This window comes from Catellatospora methionotrophica (assembly GCF_011297335.1).
GTDB lineage: Bacteria > Actinomycetota > Actinomycetes > Mycobacteriales > Micromonosporaceae > Catellatospora > Catellatospora methionotrophica.
The window spans coordinates 11,519-33,127 of record NZ_JAAOTJ010000037.1; the positions used below are offsets into that span (position 1 = coordinate 11,519).

18 protein-coding genes and 1 pseudogene are annotated in these 21,609 nt (G+C 71.4%); 8 read left to right on the plus strand and 11 right to left on the minus strand.

Annotated elements, in window-relative coordinates; genetic code table 11:
- Positions 1-128: 128 nt before the first annotated feature.
- Together HAV40_RS36645 and HAV40_RS36650 are read left to right on the plus strand one after the other, a co-directional pair.
- Complete coding sequence (locus tag HAV40_RS36645) at positions 129-1,055, plus strand: COX15/CtaA family protein (RefSeq protein WP_239085801.1); 927 nt, start codon at positions 129-131, stop codon at positions 1,053-1,055.
- Between the two features lie 76 nt (positions 1,056-1,131).
- Positions 1,132-1,848 (plus strand): hypothetical protein, encoded by a 717-nt coding sequence (locus HAV40_RS36650; RefSeq protein WP_166388908.1) that lies wholly within the window; start codon positions 1,132-1,134, stop codon positions 1,846-1,848.
- Between the two features lie 121 nt (positions 1,849-1,969).
- Here HAV40_RS36650 and HAV40_RS36655 read toward each other — a convergent pair whose 3' ends face one another.
- From HAV40_RS36655 to HAV40_RS36665, 3 genes and pseudogenes are all read right to left on the minus strand, one after another.
- The gene (locus tag HAV40_RS36655; RefSeq protein WP_166388923.1) at positions 1,970-2,872 is read right to left on the minus strand and encodes an ATP-grasp domain-containing protein; all 903 of its coding nucleotides are present in this window, start codon (positions 2,870-2,872) and stop codon (positions 1,970-1,972) included.
- Between the two features lie 82 nt (positions 2,873-2,954).
- Positions 2,955-3,276: pseudogene (locus HAV40_RS36660) on the minus strand (hypothetical protein).
- 217 nt (positions 3,277-3,493) lie between these two features.
- Positions 3,494-4,384 carry a heme o synthase gene (locus HAV40_RS36665; protein ID WP_275413447.1) on the minus strand — a complete coding sequence of 297 codons (891 nt, stop codon included), beginning with the start codon at positions 4,382-4,384 and terminating at the stop codon, positions 3,494-3,496.
- 396 nt (positions 4,385-4,780) lie between these two features.
- Between HAV40_RS36665 and tkt the strand changes: the two genes are divergently transcribed.
- The 6 genes from tkt to pgl all read left to right on the plus strand — a co-directional run bounded on the left by tkt (position 4,781) and on the right by pgl (position 12,967).
- A complete protein-coding gene (tkt, locus tag HAV40_RS36670) occupies positions 4,781-6,793 on the plus strand; it encodes a transketolase (RefSeq protein WP_239085802.1) in 2,013 nt (670 codons plus the stop codon).
- A gap of 2 nt (positions 6,794-6,795) precedes the next feature.
- A complete protein-coding gene (gene tal / locus HAV40_RS36675) occupies positions 6,796-7,911 on the plus strand; it encodes a transaldolase (protein ID WP_166388909.1) in 1,116 nt (371 codons plus the stop codon).
- 67 nt (positions 7,912-7,978) lie between these two features.
- Positions 7,979-9,640 (plus strand): glucose-6-phosphate isomerase, encoded by a 1,662-nt coding sequence (locus HAV40_RS36680; RefSeq protein WP_409364923.1) that lies wholly within the window; start codon positions 7,979-7,981, stop codon positions 9,638-9,640.
- Between the two features lie 12 nt (positions 9,641-9,652).
- A complete protein-coding gene (gene zwf / locus HAV40_RS36685) occupies positions 9,653-11,188 on the plus strand; it encodes a glucose-6-phosphate dehydrogenase (RefSeq protein ID WP_166388927.1) in 1,536 nt (511 codons plus the stop codon).
- Positions 11,189-11,216: 28 nt separating this feature from the next.
- Complete coding sequence (locus HAV40_RS36690) at positions 11,217-12,212, plus strand: glucose-6-phosphate dehydrogenase assembly protein OpcA (protein WP_166388910.1); 996 nt, start codon at positions 11,217-11,219, stop codon at positions 12,210-12,212.
- Positions 12,209-12,967 carry a 6-phosphogluconolactonase gene (gene pgl, locus HAV40_RS36695; protein ID WP_166388911.1) on the plus strand — a complete coding sequence of 253 codons (759 nt, stop codon included), beginning with the start codon at positions 12,209-12,211 and terminating at the stop codon, positions 12,965-12,967. Before HAV40_RS36690 ends, pgl begins: the two co-directional genes overlap by 4 nt.
- A 56-nt stretch (positions 12,968-13,023) precedes the next feature.
- On the opposite strand, the gene secG is transcribed toward pgl, so the two are convergent.
- The 8 genes from secG to rapZ form a co-directional block, all read right to left on the minus strand.
- Positions 13,024-13,290 (minus strand): preprotein translocase subunit SecG, encoded by a 267-nt coding sequence (gene secG / locus HAV40_RS36700; RefSeq protein ID WP_166388912.1) that lies wholly within the window; start codon positions 13,288-13,290, stop codon positions 13,024-13,026.
- A gap of 76 nt (positions 13,291-13,366) precedes the next feature.
- Positions 13,367-15,145 (minus strand): ABC transporter substrate-binding protein, encoded by a 1,779-nt coding sequence (locus HAV40_RS36705; RefSeq protein ID WP_166388913.1) that lies wholly within the window; start codon positions 15,143-15,145, stop codon positions 13,367-13,369.
- 284 nt (positions 15,146-15,429) lie between these two features.
- Entirely contained in the window at positions 15,430-16,209 is a 780-nt protein-coding gene (tpiA, locus tag HAV40_RS36710; RefSeq protein ID WP_166388914.1) for a triose-phosphate isomerase, read from the minus strand.
- Between the two features lie 2 nt (positions 16,210-16,211).
- The gene (locus tag HAV40_RS36715) at positions 16,212-17,408 is read right to left on the minus strand and encodes a phosphoglycerate kinase (RefSeq protein WP_166388915.1); all 1,197 of its coding nucleotides are present in this window, start codon (positions 17,406-17,408) and stop codon (positions 16,212-16,214) included.
- Positions 17,409-17,422: 14 nt separating this feature from the next.
- The gene (gene gap, locus HAV40_RS36720) at positions 17,423-18,427 is read right to left on the minus strand and encodes a type I glyceraldehyde-3-phosphate dehydrogenase (protein WP_166388916.1); all 1,005 of its coding nucleotides are present in this window, start codon (positions 18,425-18,427) and stop codon (positions 17,423-17,425) included.
- 285 nt (positions 18,428-18,712) lie between these two features.
- The gene (gene whiA, locus HAV40_RS36725) at positions 18,713-19,693 is read right to left on the minus strand and encodes a DNA-binding protein WhiA (protein ID WP_120315989.1); all 981 of its coding nucleotides are present in this window, start codon (positions 19,691-19,693) and stop codon (positions 18,713-18,715) included.
- Positions 19,694-19,762: 69 nt separating this feature from the next.
- Positions 19,763-20,728 carry a gluconeogenesis factor YvcK family protein gene (locus tag HAV40_RS36730; protein ID WP_166388917.1) on the minus strand — a complete coding sequence of 322 codons (966 nt, stop codon included), beginning with the start codon at positions 20,726-20,728 and terminating at the stop codon, positions 19,763-19,765.
- Positions 20,725-21,609: an RNase adapter RapZ gene (rapZ, locus tag HAV40_RS36735; protein WP_166388928.1), complete on the minus strand. Its 885-nt coding sequence runs from the start codon at positions 21,607-21,609 to the stop codon at positions 20,725-20,727. The genes HAV40_RS36730 and rapZ overlap by 4 nt, the downstream gene beginning before the upstream one ends.

Genomic DNA, 21,609 nt, shown 5'->3' on the forward strand with positions numbered 1-21,609 from the left:
TGCCCTAACTCGGCGCGTCCGGAACGCGCGCCTACCATCGGTTCGTGCGTGATGTCGACACCGCCCATGCGGCCGGATTCGTCCCCCGGGTAACCCGGCTCCTGGAGCGGGTGCCGGGCGCCCGGCGACTGCTCGACGCCGACGCGGTCACCCGCCGCCGGCTGGCCCTGGCCGGGCTGGCCGGCAACATCGGCATCGTGGTCACCGGCGGCGCGGTCCGGCTCACCGGGTCTGGCCTGGGCTGCCCCACCTGGCCCAAGTGCACCGAGGACTCGTACACCGCGACCGAGGCGATGGGGATCAACGGGGCGATCGAGTTCGGCAACCGGCTGCTCACCTTCGTGCTGTCGGCGATCGCCATCGCGCTCGTGCTGGCCGTGTGGCGGCACGCCCGGCTGCGCCGCCCCGCGGTGATCCTCGCGCTCGGCATCCCCGGCCAGGGCGTGGTAGGCGGCATCACCGTGCTCACCGACCTCAACCCGTACGTGGTGGGGCTGCACTTCCTGCTGTCCGCCGCGATGATCGGCGGCTCCTACCTGCTCTGGCAGCGCACCGTGGACCGCCCCGCGGTCACCGGCACCGCCGTCAGGCTGCGCCCGCTCACCTGGGCGCTGACCGCCGCCTCGGCGGCCGTCGTGGTGATCGGCGTGGTGGTCACCGGCAGCGGCCCGCACGCCGGGGACGACAAGGCCCACCGCACCGGCCTCAACCCCGAGATGATCTCCCAGCTGCACGTGGACGCCGTCTTCCTCATGCTCGGCCTCGCCGTCGCCTGCTGGTTCGCCGCCCGCGCCGTCGGCGGCTCCGCGATGGCCCGCGCATCGGCGATCCTGCTCGGGGTGCTGCTGGCCCAGGGCGCCATCGGCTTCGTGCAGTACTTCACCCACCTGCCGCCGCTGCTGGTCGGCGCGCACATGGCCGGGGCGTGCGCGGTGTGGGTCGCCACCCTGGCCGTGGTCTGGGCCACCGGATTCGACGACGCCCCCGCAGCCGATGGGAGCGCGTCCAGCCTGACCAGCGGCAAAACGAACCGGACATTGGTCACCGTCCGGTAACCGCCAGATTCCGATCCGGTCGTCAACCAGTCGCGCAAGCCCCTCACAGACCGCCCGGCAGAGCGATGATGGCGGGGTGCCCACCTCTCTGCGCCGCGCGCCGCAGGCCCACCCGGAGGACTCCCTCCCCGGCGTGGTGACCCGCACCTTCACCACCACCGGTGGACTCGACTACTGGGCCAGCGTGCGGCACGCCGAGAGCGCCGCGCAGGTGACCGAGGAACTGGCCACCCTGGTCCGCACCGGCCGCGCCACGGTCGCCCGCGAACCGCTCGCGCACGCCGTCGAGCTGCTGCTGAGCACCCTCGACCACGCCGACGACGCCTCCGGCGCGCTGGACAACCTGCTCAACCGCCTGCTGGCCGTGCACGCCGAGGCCTGCCGCCAGGCCGCCCCGGACCCCGTCGAGCTGGCCGACTGGCTGGTCACCGTGCAGTTCGACACCGGCCGCTGGTGCCCGGTCGACATCTGGGCGTACGGCCCCGCCCTCGGCCCCGGCGGCCTGGACCACTACCGGGCCGTCGTACGCCGCCGCTGGGCCGCCGACCCCGGTGACCTGAGCGCCCGCGACGCCGTCGAGCGCCTGGCCCGCTGGGAGCGCGACACCGCCACCCTGATCGAGGTCATCGGCGGCGACCTCAAACACGCCGCCCAGTACGGCCGCCTGGCCCGCGCCCTGGCCGACATAGGCGACCCCACGGCCGCTCGCTCCTGGGCCGAACGCGGCCTCGCCGCCCACCCCGACGACCCCCCAGGCGCCGGCCTCCGCGACTTCCTCTCCCGCACCCCCTGACCCGGCCCGGTTCCGCACCACCCGGCCCGTGGCACGGCGAAGATCGCCGTTTCAGGTCAGAACCCGGGGTTGGACCCGAGGTTCTGGCCGGAAACAGCGATCTACATAACGGAGAGCGGCGCTAGAGGGCCCAGGCGATGGCGGCGGCCAGGCGGGTTGCCGCGCCTTCGTCGTGGAGCATGAAGACCGAGGGTTCGGTGAGTTCGAGTTCGACCAGCAGGGGGTTGCCGCGCTCGTCGGGGATGAGGTCGACGCGGGCGTAGACGAGGCCGTCGGACAGGGTCGCCACGACCGCCTCTCCGACGGCACGCTCGGCCGACGTGGGCGACCGGGGCGTGATCTCCTCGGGCTTGTACAGCGTCTCGACGCCCTCGTCGGGGCCGGTGAGCATCGGGCCCTTGCGGATCGCGTGGCTGTACGCCAGGCGTCCGGTGTCCGGGTCGGCGAAGAACAGCAGCGCGGTCTCACCGTAGGAGTCCACGGCGGGCAGGTACGGCTGGACCATCGTGATCCGCCCGGCGGCCTGGAGGCGGCGTACGTGGGCGAGGGCCTGCTCGGCGTCGGCGGGGCCGTAGCGGCCCGTGTCGCGGCTGCCGGCGCTGACCGCGGGCTTGATGACGTACTCGCCGGGGGTGGTCGGGGCCGTCCACGGGTCGCCGGGGGCCAGGAACGTGGTCGGGGTGACCGGGAGCCCGGCGGCGGCCAGCTCGGCCAGGTAGCGCTTGTCGGTGTTCCAGGCGACCGTCGCGGCCGGGTTGACCAGGCGGGGCACGGTCGCCGCCCAGGCCAGGAACGCATCGTGGCGCTGGGCGTAGTCCCACGGGGAGCGCAGCACGACCAGGTCGTAGGAGGTCCAGTCGACGGCGGGGTCGTCCCAGACCGCAGGTGACGCGTCGACGCCGAGGGCCGCCAGCGCGGGCAGCACCAGCCGGTCGTCCTCCTCCAGCAGCGGGATCTCGGCGCAGGTCACGATCGCGACGCGCGGACGGCCTCCGGAAGGGGCGGAACCGGCGTCGGAAACCAGGGCGACCCGGGCCGGGGCCCGGGTCGCGTGGTCAAGGGATGTGCTCACAAGATCCGAATATAACGCGGGATCTGAAAAAACCTCAGCGCGACAGGACTCGCTTGGACATGCTGCGCCAGAGGTCGTTCGTGGGGCGCATGAGCTCGATCAGCTCGCGCTCCCACTCGTTCTCCACGGTGATGCCGGCCTTCTCGCAGGCGGCCCGGGCCGCGTCGGTGCTGGGAGCCATCTGGTCGGCCCCATGCTCCGTCATTGCCCACCAGCACGATGCGCGCACCGCGCCGTCCGACGTACTCGACGACTCCCTTCGCTCCCCCGTGCTCGCTCGCGAAAGCGCGCAGGACCGCCACGAGGTTGGCGGCGGGGTGGACGATGGTCGTCGTCGTATCTGAACCTTCTGCCATACCAAGCACGATAAGCAGAACGGGTGTCCCGTGGAGGGATGGTGAGGGCCTTTTGTGATTCCTGTTACGTGATCGCAACCCTGTGTTTAGAGATCCACTGTCCAGGTTCGCCCGGAAATAGCATCGTCAATGCGTCTCAGAACGGACACTTTTCAGTCAGCTGGCCGACACCCGGTTCAGAAAAAGGGCGTGTCCGGCCGAAACAGGTAAGAACCGCTCAGATGAATACGTCGACCGCGGCGGCCACGAACACGATCGTGAGGTACGCCGTGGACCAGTGGAACAGCCGCATCGGCTTGACGTCCTCACCCTTGACCGTCCGGCTGTACAGGCCGTGGGCCTCCAGGATGAAGAAGCCGCCGCAGATCAGCGCGGGCAGGCCGTACACCGACGACATGCCCAGCGGCCACACCGCCAGCGACACGGCCACCGTGAGCCAGGAGTAGACCACGGATTCGAGCGCGACGCGACGCGGGGTCGCCACCACCGTCAGCATCGGGATGCCGGCCTTGGCGTAGTCGTCCTTGAACCGGATGGCCAGCGCGTAGAAGTGCGGCATCTGCCAGAAGAAGACGACGCCGAACAGCAGCCAGGCGGCCGGGGCCAGCGAGTTCGTCACAGCGGCCCAGCCGATGAGCACCGGCATCGCCCCGCACACGCCACCCCAGAAGGTGTTGTACTGCGTGGTGCGCTTGAGCCAGGCGGTGTAGATCACGTCGTAGTAGACGATCGCGGCCACGGTCAGCGCGGTGGCCAGCCAGTTGGTGAACGCCGCCATCAGCAGGGTCGAGGTGACCGCGAGCGTGAGGCCGAACACCAGCGCGTTCTTGGGCGAGATCTTGTGGGTCGCCAGCGGGCGGCGCGAGGTGCGGCCCATCAGCGGGTCGATGTCGCGGTCGATGTAGCAGTTGATCGCGCTGGCCCCACCGGCCGCGAACGAGCCGCCGACCAGTACGACGAGCATCAGCCAGATCGAGGGCAGCCCCTCGGCGGCCAGCATCATCGCCGGGATCGTGGTGACCAGCAGCAGCTCGACGATGCGCGGCTTGGTGAGCGACACGTATGCGCCCACCATCGCCCATCTGGCCTTGCGCTGCTGCAGCTGCACGGCACGGGCTGCCGCCCCCGGCTGGACCGGGATCACGGCGGTGCGGGGGGACGGGAGATCTACGGTGGCCGCCTCAGGCGACTCTGCGGCGAGCGTGCTCACCCGCAACAGGGTACGGCAACGCTGGTCAACCCCTGCGAGCGCTCCGCCACACCCGGAATGGACGGGTTCACACATGCGCTGTGCGCGGTATGAGTAGGGTCAACACCGACGCCTGGCGACACCGTGGCCGCCCGGACGATGATGCTTCATACCTGCCGGAGCCCCTGGGCGTGGCGATACTTCCACGGCCTGGCGCGACGGAAACGAGTCGCTAGGAGTAGCACAGCTGTGACCGAGCAGTTGATCTGGTCTGACATCGACCGCCGCGCGGTGGACACCGCCCGCGTTCTGGCCATGGACGCCGTCGAGAAGGCCGGCAACGGCCACCCGGGCACCGCGATGAGCCTGGCCCCCCTGGCTTATCTGCTGTTCCAGCGGGCCATGCGGCTCGACCCCAACGATCCGGACTGGACCGGCCGCGACCGCTTCGTGCTCTCCGCCGGCCATTCCTCCCTCACCCAGTACGTGCAGCTCTACCTGGCCGGCTACGGCCTGGAGCTGTCGGACCTGCAGGCGCTGCGCCAGTGGGGCTCGCTGACCCCGGGTCACCCGGAGCACGGGCACACCCGCGGCGTGGAGACCACCACCGGCCCGCTGGGCCAGGGCCTGGGCAACGCCGTCGGCATGGCGATGGCGGCGCGCCGCGAGCGCGGCCTGTTCGACCCGGACGCCGCTCCCGGCACCAGCCCGTTCGACCACCACATCTTCGTGATCTGCTCGGACGGCGACATCGAGGAGGGCGTGACCCACGAGGTCTCCTCGATCGCGGGCCACCAGAAGCTCGACAACCTCATCGTCTTCTACGACGACAACGAGATCTCGATCGAGGACAACACCCTCATCGCGAAGTCCGAGGACGTCTGCAAGCGCTACGAGGCGTACGGCTGGCACGTCGAGAAGGTCGACTGGACCGGCGGCAACACCGGCTACCACGAGGACGTCCCGGCGCTGTGGGCGGCGATCCAGCGCGCCAAGGCGGTCACCGACAAGCCCAGCTTCATCGCGCTGCGCACCATCATCGGCTGGCCCGCGCCGACCAAGCAGAACACCGGCAAGATCCACGGCTCGGCGGTCGGCCCGAACGAGGCCGCCGCGGTCAAGGAACTGCTCGGCTTCGACCCGGCCGTGGCGTTCCCGGTCGAGGAGCAGGTGATCGAGCACACCCGCGCGGCCGCCGAGCGGGGCCGCCAGCTGCACGAGCAGTGGGAGACGGCTTTCCACGACTGGGCCAAGGCCAACCCGGAGCGGCTGGCGCTGTTCGACCGGATGCGCACCCGCACCCTGCCCGACGGCTGGGAGAAGGCGCTGCCGAGCTTCCCGCACGACCCGAAGGGCCTGGCCACCCGCGCCGCGTCCGGTCAGGTGCTCAACGCGCTCGCGCCGGTGCTGCCGGAGCTGTGGGGCGGTTCGGCCGACCTGGCCGAGAGCAACAACACCACGATGAAGGGCGAGCCGTCGTTCGTCCCGGCCGAGTTCGCCACCAAGGAGTTCCCGGGCGACGAGTACGGCCGCACGCTGCACTTCGGCATCCGCGAGCACGGCATGGGCTCGATCATGAACGGCATCGTGCTGCACGGCGGCACCCGCGTGTACGGCGGCACGTTCCTGGTCTTCTCCGACTACATGCGCCCGCCGGTGCGCCTGGCCGCGCTGATGAAGCTGCCGGTGACGTACGTCTGGACGCACGACTCGATCGGTCTGGGCGAGGACGGCCCGACCCACCAGCCGGTGGAGCAGATCACCGCGCTGCGGGCCATCCCCGGCCTGGACGTGGTGCGCCCCGCCGACGCCAACGAGACCGCGCACGCCTGGCGGATGGCGCTCACGCACACCGACCGGCCCACCGCGCTGGCGCTGACCCGCCAGAACGTGCCCACGCTCGACCCGGCGAAGATCACCGGTTTCGAGAAGGGCGGCTACATCCTGGAGGAGGCCTCCACCGGCACCCCGCAGGTGATCCTGATCGGCACCGGCTCCGAGGTCTCCATCTGCCTGAAGGCGCAGGAACTGCTGGAGGACGAGGACGTGCCCACGCGCGTCGTGTCGATGCCGTGCCAGGAGTGGTTCCGCGCGCAGGACGCGGGGTATCGGGAGTCCGTGCTCCCCGCCGCCGTGAAGGCCCGTGTCAGTGTCGAGGCCGGTATCGCCATGTCGTGGCGGGACCTGGTCGGCGACGACGGCGAGTCGGTGAGCCTGGAGCACTACGGCGCCTCGGCCCCGGCCGCGACCCTGTTCGAGAAGTTCGGTTTCACCCCGGAGGCGGTCGCCGAGGCGGCCCGCCGCTCCCTGTCCAAGGTAGGCGAGTGACTATGACTGACGCACTGGGCGAACTCTCCGCCGCGGGCGTGGCGGTATGGCTCGACGACATCTCCCGTGAGCGGCTCACCGCGGGCGGCTCGCACACGGCCCTGAGCAAGCTGGTCGACGAGTCCCACGTCGTCGGCGTGACCAGCAACCCGACCATCTTCGCGGGCGCGCTGGGCGGCAGCGACGACTACGACGTGCAGCTGCACGACCTGAAGGTGCGCGGGGTGTCGGTCGACGAGGCCGTGCGCATGCTCACCACGTACGACATCCGCTGGGCGTGTGACGTGATGCGCCCGGCGTTCGACGCCTCGGACGGCGTCGACGGCCGGGTGTCCATCGAGGTCGACCCGCGGCTGGCCGACCAGACCGAGCCGACCATCGCCGAGGCCAAGCAGCTGTGGTGGCTCGTCGACCGGCCCAACCTGTTCATCAAGATCCCGGCAACCCGGGCCGGCCTGCCCGCGATCACGGCGACGCTGGCCGAGGGCATCAGCGTCAACGTGACGCTGATCTTCTCGCTGGAGCGCTACCGCGCGGTGATGGACGCCTGGCTGGCCGGTCTGGAGCAGGCGAAGGCCAACGGGCACGACATCTCGAAGATCGAGTCCGTCGCGTCGTTCTTCGTGTCGCGCTTCGACACCGAGATCGACAAGCGGCTGGAGAAGATCGGCACCCCGGACGCGCTCGCCCTGCGCGGGCAGGCCGCGGTCGCCAACGCGCGGCTCGCGTACGGCGCGCACCTCGAGGTCGTCAACGGCCAGCGCTGGGCCGCCCTCAAGGCCGCCGGGGCCAAGCCGCAGCGCCCGCTGTGGGCCTCCACCGGCACCAAGAACGAGGCGTACCCGGACACGCTCTACGTCGAGCAGCTGATCGCGCCGAACACGGTCAACACCATGCCGGAGAAGACCATGAAGGCCTTCGCCGACCACGGCAAGGTGCCCGGCGACACCATCACCGGCAACCTGCAGTCGGCCGAGATGGCCATCGACGGGCTGCGCGCGGTGGGCGTCGACTACGACGACGTCGTGGAGTTCCTGGAGCGCGACGGCGTGGCGAAGTTCGACGCCAGCTGGAAAGAACTGCTCGCGGGCGTGCAGGCGAAGCTGGAGCAGGCGTGAGCGAGCGGAGCGAGCGAACCATGTCGCAGGTTCTTCACGCTGCCGACGAGCGCAGCGAGGAGAAGGCGTGAGCGAGAGCATTGAAGAGGTCGTGTTCGGCGGCGGGTTGACCGTGCGGGTGGCCCGTGAGGTCGCCGCCGCCGCCGAACCGGTGCTGGCGCAGCTGCTGGCCGACGGCGTGCCCGCGAAGCTGGCCGCCAAGGACGCCACGCTGTGGGGCCCGGACGCGCAGGCCGAGGCCGCGATCCGGCTGGGCTGGGTGGACACGTTCCAGCGCAGCCGGGACCTGCTGCCGCAGCTCGCCGAGCTGTGCGAGGAGCTGGCCGACCTGGACCACGTGGTGCTGGCCGGCATGGGCGGCTCCTCGCTGGCTCCCGAGGTCATCGCGCTGACCCTGGGCAAGCGGCTGACCGTGCTGGACACCACCGATCCGGGCCAGCTGGCCACGGCGCTGGCCGACCGGCTCGACCGCACCGTGGTGGTGGTGTCGAGCAAGTCCGGCGGCACCGTGGAGACCGACAGCCACCGCCGGGCGTACCTGCAGGCGTTCCTCGACTCCGGGCTCAGCCCGGCCGAGGCGGGCCGGCACTTCGTGGTCGTCACCGACCCCGGCTCGCCGCTGGAGGCGACCGGGCGCGAGATGGGCGCGTTCGTGCTGCTGGCCGACCCGGACGTGGGCGGCCGCTACGCCGCGCTGACCGCGTTCGGCATGGTGCCGACGGCGCTGGCCGGGGTGGACGTGGCCGAGCTGCTGGACCAGGCGGAGGAGTTCGCGACCACGCTGACCGGCGACACCGGCAACCCGGCGTTCACGCTCGGCGCGGTGCTGGGCGCGGCGGCTCTGCGGGGCCGCGACAAGCTCGCGCTGGTCGACGACGGCAGCGGCATCACCGGCCTGGGCGACTGGGCCGAGCAGCTGATCGCCGAGTCCACCGGCAAGCAGGGCTCGGGCATCCTGCCAGTCGTGGTCGAGACCCCGATCAGCGCCGGGGCGACCGGCTCCGACGTGCTGACCGCCACCATCGGCGGCGCGCTGGGCGTCGGCGCGGTGCCGGGCAGCGGCGTGGTCCCGCACGTCTCGGTCAACGGGCCGCTCGGCGCGCAGTTCCTGTGCTGGGAGGTGGCGACCGCGGTGGCCGGGCGAGTGCTCGGCATCGACCCGTTCGACCAGCCCAACGTCACCGAGTCCAAGCAGAACACCAACAAGATCCTCGACGAGGGACTGCCGGCGGCGACGCCGTCGTTCACCGAGGGCGCGATCGTCGGGTACGGCGAGGCGAACTCCCTGGAGACGGCGTCGCTGGAAGGCGCCCTGCGCGCCCTGCTCGGGGCCACCGGCGAGCACGGCTACCTCGCCGTCATGGCCTACCTGGACCGGTTCGCCGACGCCGACACCGCCAAGCTGCGCGAGCTGCTGGCCGCCGCGTCGGGCCGCCCGGTGACGTTCGGCTGGGCGCCGCGTTTCCTGCACTCGACCGGCCAGTACCACAAGGGCGGCCCGCAGGCCGGGGCGTTCCTGCAGATCACCGGTGACGCGGCCGCGGATCTGGCCGTGCCGGGCAGGCCGTACACCTTCGGTCAGCTGCAGGCGGCGCAGGCCGCGGGCGACCGGCAGGCGCTGTCCGGGCGGGACCGCCCGCTGCTGCACCTGCACCTGACCGACCGGGCCAAGGGCATCGCCCAGCTGCTGGACGTGGCGGCCCGCCTCCAGTCCCACAAGGAGAGGTGACGTCACGTGACCGTGTCGTCCGACCCGCAGCGGGTCAATCCGCTGCGGGACCCCCAGGACCGCCGACTGCCGCGGGTCCCGGAGCCATGCGCGCTCGTCATCTTCGGGGTCACCGGTGACCTCGCCCGCAAGAAGCTCATCCCCGCCGTGTACGACCTGGCCAACCGGGGCCTGCTGCCGCCCGGCTTCGTGATCGCCGGGTTCGCCCGGCGTGACTGGGGCGACGGCGACTTCGAGAACGTGGCCCGCACCGCGGCCATGGAGCACGCGCGTACCCCGTGGCGCGAGGAGGTCTGGGCCCGGCTGGCGGGCAACTTCCGCTTCGTCGGCGGCGCGTTCGACGACGACGCCGCGTTCGACCGGCTGCACGACTGCCTGAACGAGCTGCGCGACTCGCACGGCATCCAGGGCAACGCCGCGTTCTACCTGTCGATCCCCCCGGCGGCCTTCCCGACCGTGCTCAAGCAGCTGGAGCGCACCGGGATGGCCGACAACGCCCGGTCGGGCGGCTGGCGGCGGGTCGTGGTGGAGAAGCCGTTCGGCGAGGACCTGGAGTCGGCCAAGGCGCTCAACGACCTGGTCGACGACGTGGTCACCGCCGAGGACGTCTTCCGCATCGACCACTACCTGGGCAAGGAGACGGTCCAGAACATCCTGGCGCTGCGCTTCGCGAACTCGCTGTTCGAGCCCATGTGGAACTCCAAGTACGTCGACTCGGTGCAGATCACGATGGCCGAGGACGTCGGCATCGGCACCCGGGCCGGTTTCTACGACGCGACCGGCGCGGCCCGCGACGTCATGCAGAACCACCTGATGCAGCTGCTGGCGCTGGTCGCGATGGAGGAGCCGACCACGTTCGACGCCTCCGAGATCCGCGCGGAGAAGCTGAAGGTGCTGCGGGCCGTGGTGCCGCCCAAGGACGTGACCGCCGAAACGGTACGCGGGCAGTACCTGACCGGCTGGGTGGCCGGCGCGCGGGTGCCGGGTTACCTGGAGGAGTCGGACGTCCCGCCGGACTCGAACACCGAGACGTACGCGGCGGTGCGGCTGACCATCAAGAACCGGCGCTGGGCCGGGGTGCCGTTCTACATCCGGGCGGGCAAGCGCCTGCCGCGCCGGGTCACCGAGCTGGCCGTGCTGTTCAAGAAGGCGCCGCACCTGCCGTTCTACCCCGAGGACGTGGAGCTGCTGGGCAACAACCAGCTGGTCATCCGGGTCCAGCCGGACGAGGGCGTGATGCTGAAGTTCGGCTCCAAGGTGCCCGGCACCCAGATGGAGCTGCGCGACATCACCATGGACTTCGCCTACGGCGAGGCGTTCACCGAATCCAGCCCCGAGGCGTACGAGCGGCTCATCCTCGACGTGCTGCTCGGCGACCGGACGCTGTTCCCGGACGCCGCCGAGGTCGAGGAGGGCTGGCGCATCATCGACCCGCTGGAGGACGCCTGGGCGGGCACCAAGCCCGCGACGTACCGGGCCGGCGAGTGGGGTCCGCGCGAGGCCGACGAGATGCTGGCCCGCGAGGGCCGCACCTGGCGGCGGGCATGAATTCAGACCTTTCTGGGAGAGGGACGCAATGCTAGCCCTGTGGGACACCACCGGTAACGAGGTCGTGCGCAAGCTCGCCTCGGAGCGGCGCAACGCGGGCGGCGTCGCCAGCGGGCTCGCCCTCAACCTGGTCGTCGTCGTGGACGAGGGCCGGGTGCGCCAGGTCGAGGACGCGGCCACCATCGCTGCCGCGTCGCACCCCTGCCGCCTGCTCGTGGTCACCCGCGGCCCGGTCGCGGGCGTCGACGGGACGACCGCGATGGCCAAGAACCGGCTCGACGCCGAGATCGTCGTCGGCGGCCGGCTCGGGCCGTGCGAGGCCGTCATCATGCGCATGCACGGCCGCCTCGCCCTGCACAGCGAGTCGGTGGTCATGCCGCTGCTGGCCCCGGACGTGCCGGTGGTCACCTGGTGGCACGGCTGCCCGCCCGAGCACATCGCGTACGACCCGCTGGGCGTCGTCGCGGAGCGCCGGATCACCGACATCGCCCAGTGCCCCGACCCCGCCGCAGCGCTGCACCAGCGGGCGGTGGACTACGCCCCCGGCGACACCGACCTGTCCTGGACCCGGCTTACCCCGTGGCGTTCGCTCATCGCGGGCGCGTTCGACACCGCGTCGTCGGGCGCGCTGTCGGCCACGGTGCACGCCGCCGCGGGCGACCCGCTGGGCGCGCTGCTGCGCGGCTGGATCGTGGCCCGGATGGGGGTGCCGGTGCAGCTGGCCGAGGTGTCCGGGCCGCTGCACGGGGTCGATTTCGCGCTGGCCGACGGCGGCTCGCTGAGCCTGCACGCGACCGGCGACGGGATGGCGCTGCTGCGCAAGTCCGGCTCGCTGGACCAGGTGCTGCCGCTGGTGGAACGCCGCCTCGGCGAGGTGCTGGCCGAGGAGCTGCAGCGCCTGGACGCCGACCAGCCGTACGCGGCGGCGCTGTCGGCGGCCACGGGCGTGGCGAACCTGGGCGACCGGGCCTCGACCCGTACCCACATCTGGCAGGACCCGGCGTGGGAGCCGGTGGCCGCATGACCCAGCGGATCGTGGAGGTCCACCCGGACCCGGCGGCGCTCGCCGAGGCGGTGGCCGTGCGGCTGCTGGCGCGGCTGCGCGACGTCCAGGCCGAGCGGGGCCACGCCGGCGCGGTGCTGACCGGCGGCCGGGTCGCCGGCGCGGTGTACCGGGCGGTGGTGGCCGACCCGGCGCGCGACGCGGTCGACTGGTCACGGGTGGACCTGTGGTGGGGCGACGAGCGTTTCCTGCCCGCCGGGGACCCGGACCGCAACGAGACCCAGGCGCGCGAGGCCCTGCTGGACGCGCTGCCGCTCGACCCGGCCCGGGTGCACCCGATGCCACCCTCCGACGGTCCCGACGGCCCTGATCCCGAACTGGCGGCCGCCCGGTACACGGCGGAGCTGACGCGGGCGGCGGGCGCACCCGGCCTGCCGCCCTTCGACGTGCTGCTGCTCGGCGTCGGCGAGGACGGCCACGTGGCCTCGGTGTTCCCGGAGCACCCGGTGGCGGCCGAGTCCAGGCCGGTCAGCGCGGTCCGCAACAGCCCCAAGCCGCCGCCGGTGCGCACCACGCTCACCCTGCCCGCGATCAACACCGCCTCCCAGGTCTGGCTGATCGCGGCCGGTCCGGACAAGGCGGGCCCGGTCGCCGCGGCGCTGGCCGGGGCCTCGGGGCTGCCCGCGGCGATGGTGCACGGCACGGCCCAGACGGTCTGGCTGCTGGACGCCGCCGCGGCGGCGCAGGTGCCGGAGCACGCCCGCACCGCGGGCTGAACAGGACGCGGAAAGGGCGGCTGACCGAGGTCAGCCGCCCTTTCGCGTGTCTGCTGTCAGCTGACGGCGCCGGCAGCCATCTCGAGCTTCAGCCAGAGACCGAGACCGACGATGCAGGCGAACCAGACGATGCCCACCAGGACGGTGTAGCGGTCGAGGTTCTTCTCGGCAACCGACGACCCGGCCAGGCTCGACGACACACCGCCGCCGAACATGCTGGACAGACCGCCGCCCTTGCCCCGGTGCAGCAGGACCAGCATCGTCAGCAGGGCGCTGGTGATGATCAGCAACACGATCAACGTGTAGGCGAAGCCGATCGGCATGAGCAGGTGTCCTTAGGCTCGGTGGCCGCTCGCGCGGCCTTGGGTGTCGGTCAACAATAGCGGTCCATCGTACCGGCTAGGAGCCGGAGGAGGTCACATCCACCGGGATCGAGGGGTCCTTCAGACCCAGCGAAGCCAGGTCCGGGGCCCCGAACTGGGAGTGGATGAACGCTCCGGCGACGTTGGAACCGTACATCCGGATCGATTTGGGGTACAGCACGGGGATGGTCACGGCCATCTCCGACAGCCGGCTGTCGATCTCGCCCCACAGCTTGTACTGCCGGTTCAGGTCGTCCTCGGCCATCGCGTCGGCCATCGCCTTGTTGATGTCCGCGTCGTTCAGGAACGAGTAGTTCGAGCCGCTCTGCTCGCCGCTCGGCTTGACCAGCGCGCCGTCGAACAGCGGCGGGATGACCGCCGAGCCGTTCGCCCAGTCCGGGATCCAGCCCGCGTACACCAGGTGGTTGCCGTGGCCGATGTCGGCGATCAGGCCGAAGTACGTCTGGGCGGGCAGGCGGTTCAGCTCGACCTTGATGCCGACCCGCACGTACGCGTCGACCATCGTCTTGACGTAGCGGGCGATGGTGTCGTTGTCGGGCAGCGCCACCTTCACCTTCTCCGGGCAGGGCGAGCCGTCCTTCTTCGCCTTGTCGATGAGCTTGAGGGCCGCGTCCTCGTCACCGTCGCTGTCGGTCAGCGTGTTGTAGTGGTCGAACTTCGCGTGCGCCGCCAGGTTCGGCGGGATCATCGAGGTCGCCAGGTCGCCGATCACCGAGCCGCCCATCGCCTGCCGGTACTTGCGCTTGTTGAACGCGTACGCCAGGGCCTTGCGGCAGTCGAGGTTCTTGACCATCTGCGTGTTGATCGCGAAGTAGCGGACCGCGCCGGAGGGGCCCTGGGCCACCCGCTGCGACAGCTTCGGGTCGTTGATCACCTGCTGCAGGAAGTTCGGCGCGACGTTGGTCTGCAGCATGATCGTGTTGCGGTCGGAGCCCTGGTCCTGGATCAGCCCGTTGGTCACGGCCGGGTCGTTGGAGTCGACCACGAACACGATCTTGTCAGGGTGCGCCTTGCGGACCGAGTCCAGGCTCGACGACCAGTGCTCGTTGCGCACCAGCGTGAACGACTTCGCGTCCTTCTGCCGCGGCTCCACCCGGTACGGGCCGGTGGCCAGCGGGCGCATGTCGTAGGCGTCCTTGTCCCCGTCGGCGCCCGGCATGGACGGCGAGAAGATGGACAGCGCCACCGTGTAGTTGAAGTCGCCCGCGGGCTGCTTGAGCCGGAACTTGATGGTCCGGGTGTCCTCGCAGCTGACCGAGTCCAGTTCCTTGCCGCTGTACGGGCCCTCGTACGGGGTCGCGTTGTCGGCCAGCATCAGCTCGGCATAGGGCAGGCCCGAGTCGAACACCTTGGCGAAGTTGCGCTCCACGCCGTACTTGAGCTGCTGGCAGCTGACGGCGGTGCCGTCCTCCCACTTCACCCCCTCGCGCAGCTTGAACTCCCAGACCGTGTTGTTCTCGCTCGGCCGGCCCAGGTCGGTGGCGAGGTCGGGGACCAGCTCGCTGCTGGCCGTGCCCGGCTCCGCCTTGTACGTGGTCAGCGTGCGGGAGATCAGGCGGCTGATGTTCGCGTCCATCGCCGCCGCGATCTTCTGCGGGTCCAGGTGGTCCGGCAGGGCCGGGAGCACCACACGCAGGGTGCCGCCTTGCGTGATCGTGTCATTCGCGTCGGCGGCCGAGTCACAGGCGGAGGCGACACCGAGCAGGGTCACCGCGGCGGCTGCCGCGACGAGGCGGCGGCGCGCACGGCTCGCCCGCGTAGACGCACGGACCGGCGACATCGAGAGGTCAGGCATGGTCGTCCTCCCGGCGGTCCCGCGCCCTCGCGCGTCCGCCAAGAATCCAGGGGTGGGTGATCCGGGGGTGGTAGCTCGCCACACTCTAGGCGGACCGACCGCACGACCAGAAGTGGGGCGGGGAGATTCGTTATGCGGCGCCAACAGGCCGGACGCAACGCGTTCGCATGATCACCCTGCGCACCCGGAAGGAACGGTCGGCGTCTGGACCGACGACAGGACCCCGGGCGGATGGCCCGGGGTCCTGTGCGAGAAACACACCCGCTCGGCGGGTGGTGGTGCGGTCAGAGGCCGAGCCGGACGAGGCGGGTGAACTCGTCGGCGTCGAGACTCGCCCCGCCGACCAGCGCACCGTCGATGTCGGGCTGCGCCATGATCGCGGCGACGTTGCCCGCCTTCACCGAGCCGCCGTAGAGCACCCGCACCGCCTGCGCGGTGGACTCGCCCTGCGTCTTGGCCAGCTGCGCGCGGATCGCCCCGATGACCTCCTGGGCGTCCTCGGGCGTGGCGGTCTTGCCGGTGCCGATCGCCCAGACCGGCTCGTACGCCACCACGACCTTCTCCACCTGGGCCGGGGTGAGCCCGGCCAGGCCGCCGTCGAGCTGCGCGAGCGTGTACTCGACGTGCTCGCCCTTCTCGCGGATGTCCAGGCCCTCGCCCACGCACAGGATCGGCGTGATGTCGCTGCCCAGCGCGGCCTTCACCTTCGCGTTGACCAGCGCGTCGGACTCGGCGTGGTACTGCCGCCGCTCCGAGTGGCCGACCGTCACGAACGAGCAGCCCAGCTTGGCCAGCATCGCACCCGAGATCTCCCCGGTGTACGCGCCGGAGGCGTGCGCCGAGATGTCCTGCGCGCCGTACTTGATGAGCAGCCGGTCGCCGTCCACCAGCGTCTGCACGCTGCGGATGTCGGTGAACGGCGGCAGCACCGCGGCCTCGACCTCCTCGAGCTGCTTCTCGGTCAGGCTGAAGGCCAGCTTCTGCACGAGCGCGATGGCTTCGAGGTGGTTGAGGTTCATCTTCCAGTTGCCGGCCATCAGGGGCCGGCGCTTGACGTCCGCCATGCTCACGCCTCCAGGGCTTCGAGACCGGGCAGGGACTTGCCCTCGAGGTACTCCAGCGACGCGCCGCCGCCCGTGGAGATGTGGCCGAACGCGGCGTCGTCCAGGCCGAGCGCGCGTACGGCCGCGGCCGAGTCGCCGCCGCCGACCACGGTGAAGCCGTCGACCTTGGTGATGGCCTCGGCCACCCCGCGGGTGCCGTTCGCGAACGGGGCCAGCTCGAACACGCCCATCGGGCCGTTCCAGAAGACCGTCTTCGCGCCGGACAGCGCCTCGGTGAACAGCGCCACCGACTGCGGGCCGATGTCCAGGCCGAGCCAGCCGGCCGGGATCGCGGTCGCCGCGACGGTGTCGGTCCGCGCGTCGGCGGCGAACTTGTCGGCCACCACCACGTCGGTCGGCAGCACGATCCGGTCGCCGGCGCGGGCCAGCAGGTCACGGCAGGTGTCGAGCATCTCCTCCTGCAGCAGCGACGCGCCGACCTCGTGGCCCTGGGCCTTGAGGAAGGTGAAGCACATGCCGCCGCCGATGAGCAGCTTGTCGGCCTTGCCCAGCAGCGCCTCGATCACGGCGAGCTTGTCGGAGACCTTCGAGCCGCCGAGGATGACCACGTACGGCGTGGCCGGGTCCTCGGTGAGCCGCTTGAGCACCTCGACCTCGCGCAGCACCAGGCCGCCCGCGTAGTGCGGGAGCCGGGAGGCGATGTCGTAGACGCTGGCGTGCTTGCGGTGCACCGCGCCGAAGGCGTCGTCGACGTACACGTCGCCGAACGCCGCCAGCTGGTCGGCGAACGCGCCGCGCACGGCGTCGTCCTTGCTGGTCTCCCCCGCGTTGAAGCGCAGGTTCTCCAGCAGCACCACGCCGCCGCCGGTCAGCGCCGCCACCGCGGACTGCGCCGAGTCGCCGACGGTGTCGGCGGCGAAGGCCACCGGCGAGCCGAGCAGCTCCTCGAAGCGCACCGCGACGGGCGCGAGCGAGAACTTCGGGTCGGGCTCACCCTTGGGGCGGCCCAGGTGCGACATGACGATCACCGAGGCGCCCGCGTCGCGCAGCGCCGTGATGGTCGGCAGCACCGCCCGGATGCGGCCGTCGTCGGCGATCTGTCCGGGGCTGTCCTTGACGAAGGGCACGTTCAGGTCGGCGCGCACGAGCACGCGCCGACCCGATACGCCCTGGTCAAGCAGCTCTTCGAGGCTTTTCATGCCAGGTGCGTGCATTACAGCGAGGCGCCCACGAGCTTGGTGAGGTCAACGAGGCGGTTGGAGTAGCCCCACTCGTTGTCGTACCAGCCGACGACCTTCACCTGGTTGCCGATGACCTTGGTCAGGCCGGCGTCGAAGATGCAGGAGGCGGGGTCGGTCACGATGTCCGAGGAGACGATCTCGTCCTCGGTGTAGACCAGGATGCCCTTGAGCGCGCCCTCGGCGGCCGCCTTGATCGCGGCGTTGACCTCTTCGACCGACGTCTCGCGAGCGGCGGTGAAGGTGAGGTCGGTGGCCGAGCCGGTCGGGATCGGCACGCGCAGCGCGAAGCCGTCCAGCTTGCCCTTGAGCTCGGGGAGCACCAGGCCGATGGCCTTGGCGGCACCGGTCGAGGTCGGCACGATGTTCAGGGCCGCGGCGCGGGCGCGACGCAGGTCCTTGTGCGGGCCGTCCTGCAGGTTCTGGTCCTGGGTGTACGCGTGGATCGTGGTCATCAGACCCTTTTCGATCCCGATCGTGTCGTTCAGGACCTTCGCCATGGGGGCGAGGCAGTTCGTGGTGCAGGAGGCGTTCGAGATGATCGTGTGCTTGGCGGCGTCGTACTTGTCGCCGTTCACGCCCAGCACGATCGTGATGTCCTCACCCTTGGCCGGAGCCGAGATGATGACCTTCTTCGCGCCGTTGTCGGCGTGCACCTTCGCCTTGGCGGCGTCGGTGAACAGACCCGTCGACTCGATGACGATGTCGGCGCCCAGGTCGCCCCAGGGCAGCTTGCCCGGGTCGCGCTCGGCGAACGCCTTGAAGGACTTGCCGTTGACCGTCAGGTCGGTGTCGGTCGCCTTCACCTCGTAGGGCAGGCGGCCCAGGATCGTGTCGTACTTGAGCAGGTGCGCCAGGGTCGCGTTGTCGGTCAGGTCGTTCACGGCGACCAGCTCGATGTCCGCGCCGGACGCGAGCAGCGCCCGGTAGAAGTTGCGCCCGATGCGGCCGAAGCCGTTGATGCCAACCCGGATGGTCACAGGTCCCATCTCCTCGCCATGTGCGCCGACTGGCGGGATTAACGTCCAGTGCGGCGGCCGATAGGTCACTCGCCCGGTCACGCCGCCAGCACACCTGGCGGACGGCGTCGCGGCCGAGCTGCCGGCAGCGTCGCCGTACTGTTCCGACCCTAGCTGAGCTGTGACGGACATCCCCGCCGGGGTCTTTGTTTCACCCCCGTGTCCCCTGTCACACAAATCCCCACCAACCCCGCAAGCGAGATCGCCGCGCCCCCGGGGGACGCGGCGATCTCGGGGGTACGGCGCTCAGACGGTGAGCATCTCGGCGGTCACGGCCGCCTCGGTGTCGGGGATGCCCAGGTCGCGGGCGCGCTTGTCGGCGAGGGCGAGCAGACGCCTTATGCGGCCCGCTATCGCGTCCTTGGTCAGCGGCGGGTCGGCCAGCGCGCCCAGCTCCTCCAGCGACGCCTGGCGGTGCTCCAGGCGCAGGCGGCCCGCGCTGGTCAGGTGGCCCGGCGCGTCGTCGGCCAGGATCTCCAGGGCACGGGTGACCCGGGCCGCGGCGGCGACGGCCGCCCGCGCCGAGCGGCGCAGGTTCGCGTCGTCGAAGTTGGCCAGCCGGTTCGCGGTCGCCCGCACCTCGCGGCGCACCCGGCGCTCCTCCCAGGCCAGCACGCTGGAGTGCGCGCCGATGCGGGTGAGCAGCGCGGCGATGGCGTCGCCGTCCTTGACCACGACCCGGTCGACGCCGCGCACCTCGCGGGCCTTGGCGGTGATGCCGAGCCGCCGCGCCGCGCCGACCAGCGCCAGCGCCGACTCGGGCCCCGGGCAGGTGATCTCCAGGGCGCAGGAGCGGCCCGGCTCGGTCAGCGAGCCGTGCGCCAGGAACGCCCCGCGCCAGGCGGCCACGGCGCAGCAGACGCTCGCCGAGACCACGTTCGGCGGCAGGCCCCGTACGGGCCGCCCGCGCACGTCCAGCAGGCCGGTCTGGCGCGCGAGCGCCTCACCGTCCTTGACGATGCGCACGATGTAGTGGCTGCCCTTGCGCAGCCCGCCCGACGCGAGGATGTGCACCTCGCTCGGGTATCCGAACAGGTCGGCGATGGTGGTGCGCAGCCGCCGGGCCACCGCGCCGGTGTCCAGCTCCGCCTCCACCACCACGCGGCCCGAGACGATGTGCAGCCCGCCCGCGAAGCGCAGCAGGGCCGCCATCTCCGCGCGCCGGCAGCACGGCTTGGGCACGTCGACCCGGCTGAGCTCGTCTTTGACCGCAGCGGTCATCGCCATCGTGTCGTCACCTCGGGGCCGGTCGCGGCTGTGATTGCCTAATTGTGTCGTGCGCTGTGTCGTACGTGCTTAACGAGCGGTGCCCAAGAGTGGCACCAGTGCGCGGCCCAATCGGACCGGATCGTGTCGCGCGGTGCCGTCCTGGACGGCCACCGGCGCGATCGCGATGCGAGCACCGAGTGATTCTGCCGCATTCGCGACCGGTTCGGGGTCTCCCACGGCATTCCTGTCGACCAGAACAATATCGACCTTGAGGTCCGGGAGGTACCGACCCAGCGCGTCCAGGTGGTCCGGCAGGGACAGCCCCACCGTCTCGGAATCGGCCGCGAGGTTCAGGGTGACCAACCGCCGGGCGGCGCTCCGCGTGACGGCAGCGGCGAGCTGCGGTACCAGCAGATGCGGAATGACGCTGGTGTACCAGCTTCCCGGCCCGAAGACGAGCCAGTCCGCGGCGGCGATCGCGGCCAGCGCCTCCGGGCACGCGTCAGGCTCCGGCGGCATCAGCCGCACCTGGAGCACCCTGCCCTGGGCTACCGCGACCTGGTGCTGGCCGCGCACGGTGACCTGCGCGCCGCCTACGGCCAGGTCGGCCTCGATGCCCAGCGGGCGGTTGGACATGGGCAGCACCCGGCCCACCGCGCGCAGCATCGCCCCGACCTGGTCCAGGGCCGCCACGGGGTCGCCGAGCTGCTCCATCAGGCCGCACAGCACCACGTTGCCGACCGGGTGCCCGGTCAGCTCGTCGTCGCCGGAGAAGCGGTACTGCATCAGCCGGGCGGTGCGGTCGCTGAGGTCGTCGTCACCCGCCAGGGCGGCCAGCGCCTGACGCAGGTCACCCGGAGGGAGTACGTCCCGGCCGGCCCGGATGCGGCCGCTGGAGCCCCCGTCGTCGGCCACGGTGACCACCGCGGTGATGTCCAGGGGCAGCCCGGTCGCCCGCAGCGCGCGCAGGCTCGCGCTCAGCCCGTGCCCACCGCCGAACGCCACCACCCGGATCCGGTCGCCGCCTGCCTGCGGCGCAAATCCGATGCTCATTCGCGTCCCAGGTCGCGGTGCTGGGCATGGGCGACCACGCGCAGCTCGCGCAGGCGCTTGGCCAGCTCCTCGGCGATGGCGACGCTGCGGTGCTTGCCGCCGGTGCAGCCGACGGCCACGGTCAGGTAGCGCTTGCCCTCACGCTCGAAGCCGGGCGCGGTCGCGGTCACCAGCCGGGCGTACGTCTCCACGAACGTGTTCGCCCCGCGCTGGCCGAGCACGTACCGGCTCACGCCCTCGTCGCGGCCGGTGCTCTCGCGCAGCTCGGGCACCCAGTACGGGTTGGGCAGGAAGCGGGCGTCGAGCACGAAGTCGGCGTCGGGCGGCAGCCCGTACTTGAAGCCGAAGGACAGCACGGTGACCCGCAGCCGCAGCGCCTCGGGGCTGGCGAACAGCTCCTCGACGCGGGCCCGGAGCTGGTTCACGTTCAGGTGCGAGGTGTCGATCAGGACGTCGGCCTGCTCGCGGGCCTCGGCCAGCAGCGAGCGCTCGGCGGCGATGCCGTCGGACAGGCGGCCGTCGCCCTGCAGGGGGTGCGAGCGGCGTACGCTCTCGAACCGCCGGATCAGCACCTCGTCGTCGGCGTCGACGAAGACCACGCGCGGCGAGAAGCCCTTCTCGCGCAGGTCGCGGATGGCCCCGGCGAGGTCGGTGGAGAAGACGCGGCTGCGCACGTCGAGCACCATCGCGGTGTGCCGGGCCGCGCCGCCGGCCTTCGCGGCCAGCTCAGCCAGCTGCACCAGCAGCGCCTGGGGCAGGTTGTCGACGACGTAGTAGCCGACGTTCTCCAGGGCGCGGGCCACGGTGCTGCGGCCACCACCGGACACGCCGGTGACCACGACCAGGTTGGTGGCCGGACCCTCGCCGGACTCCTCCCCGAT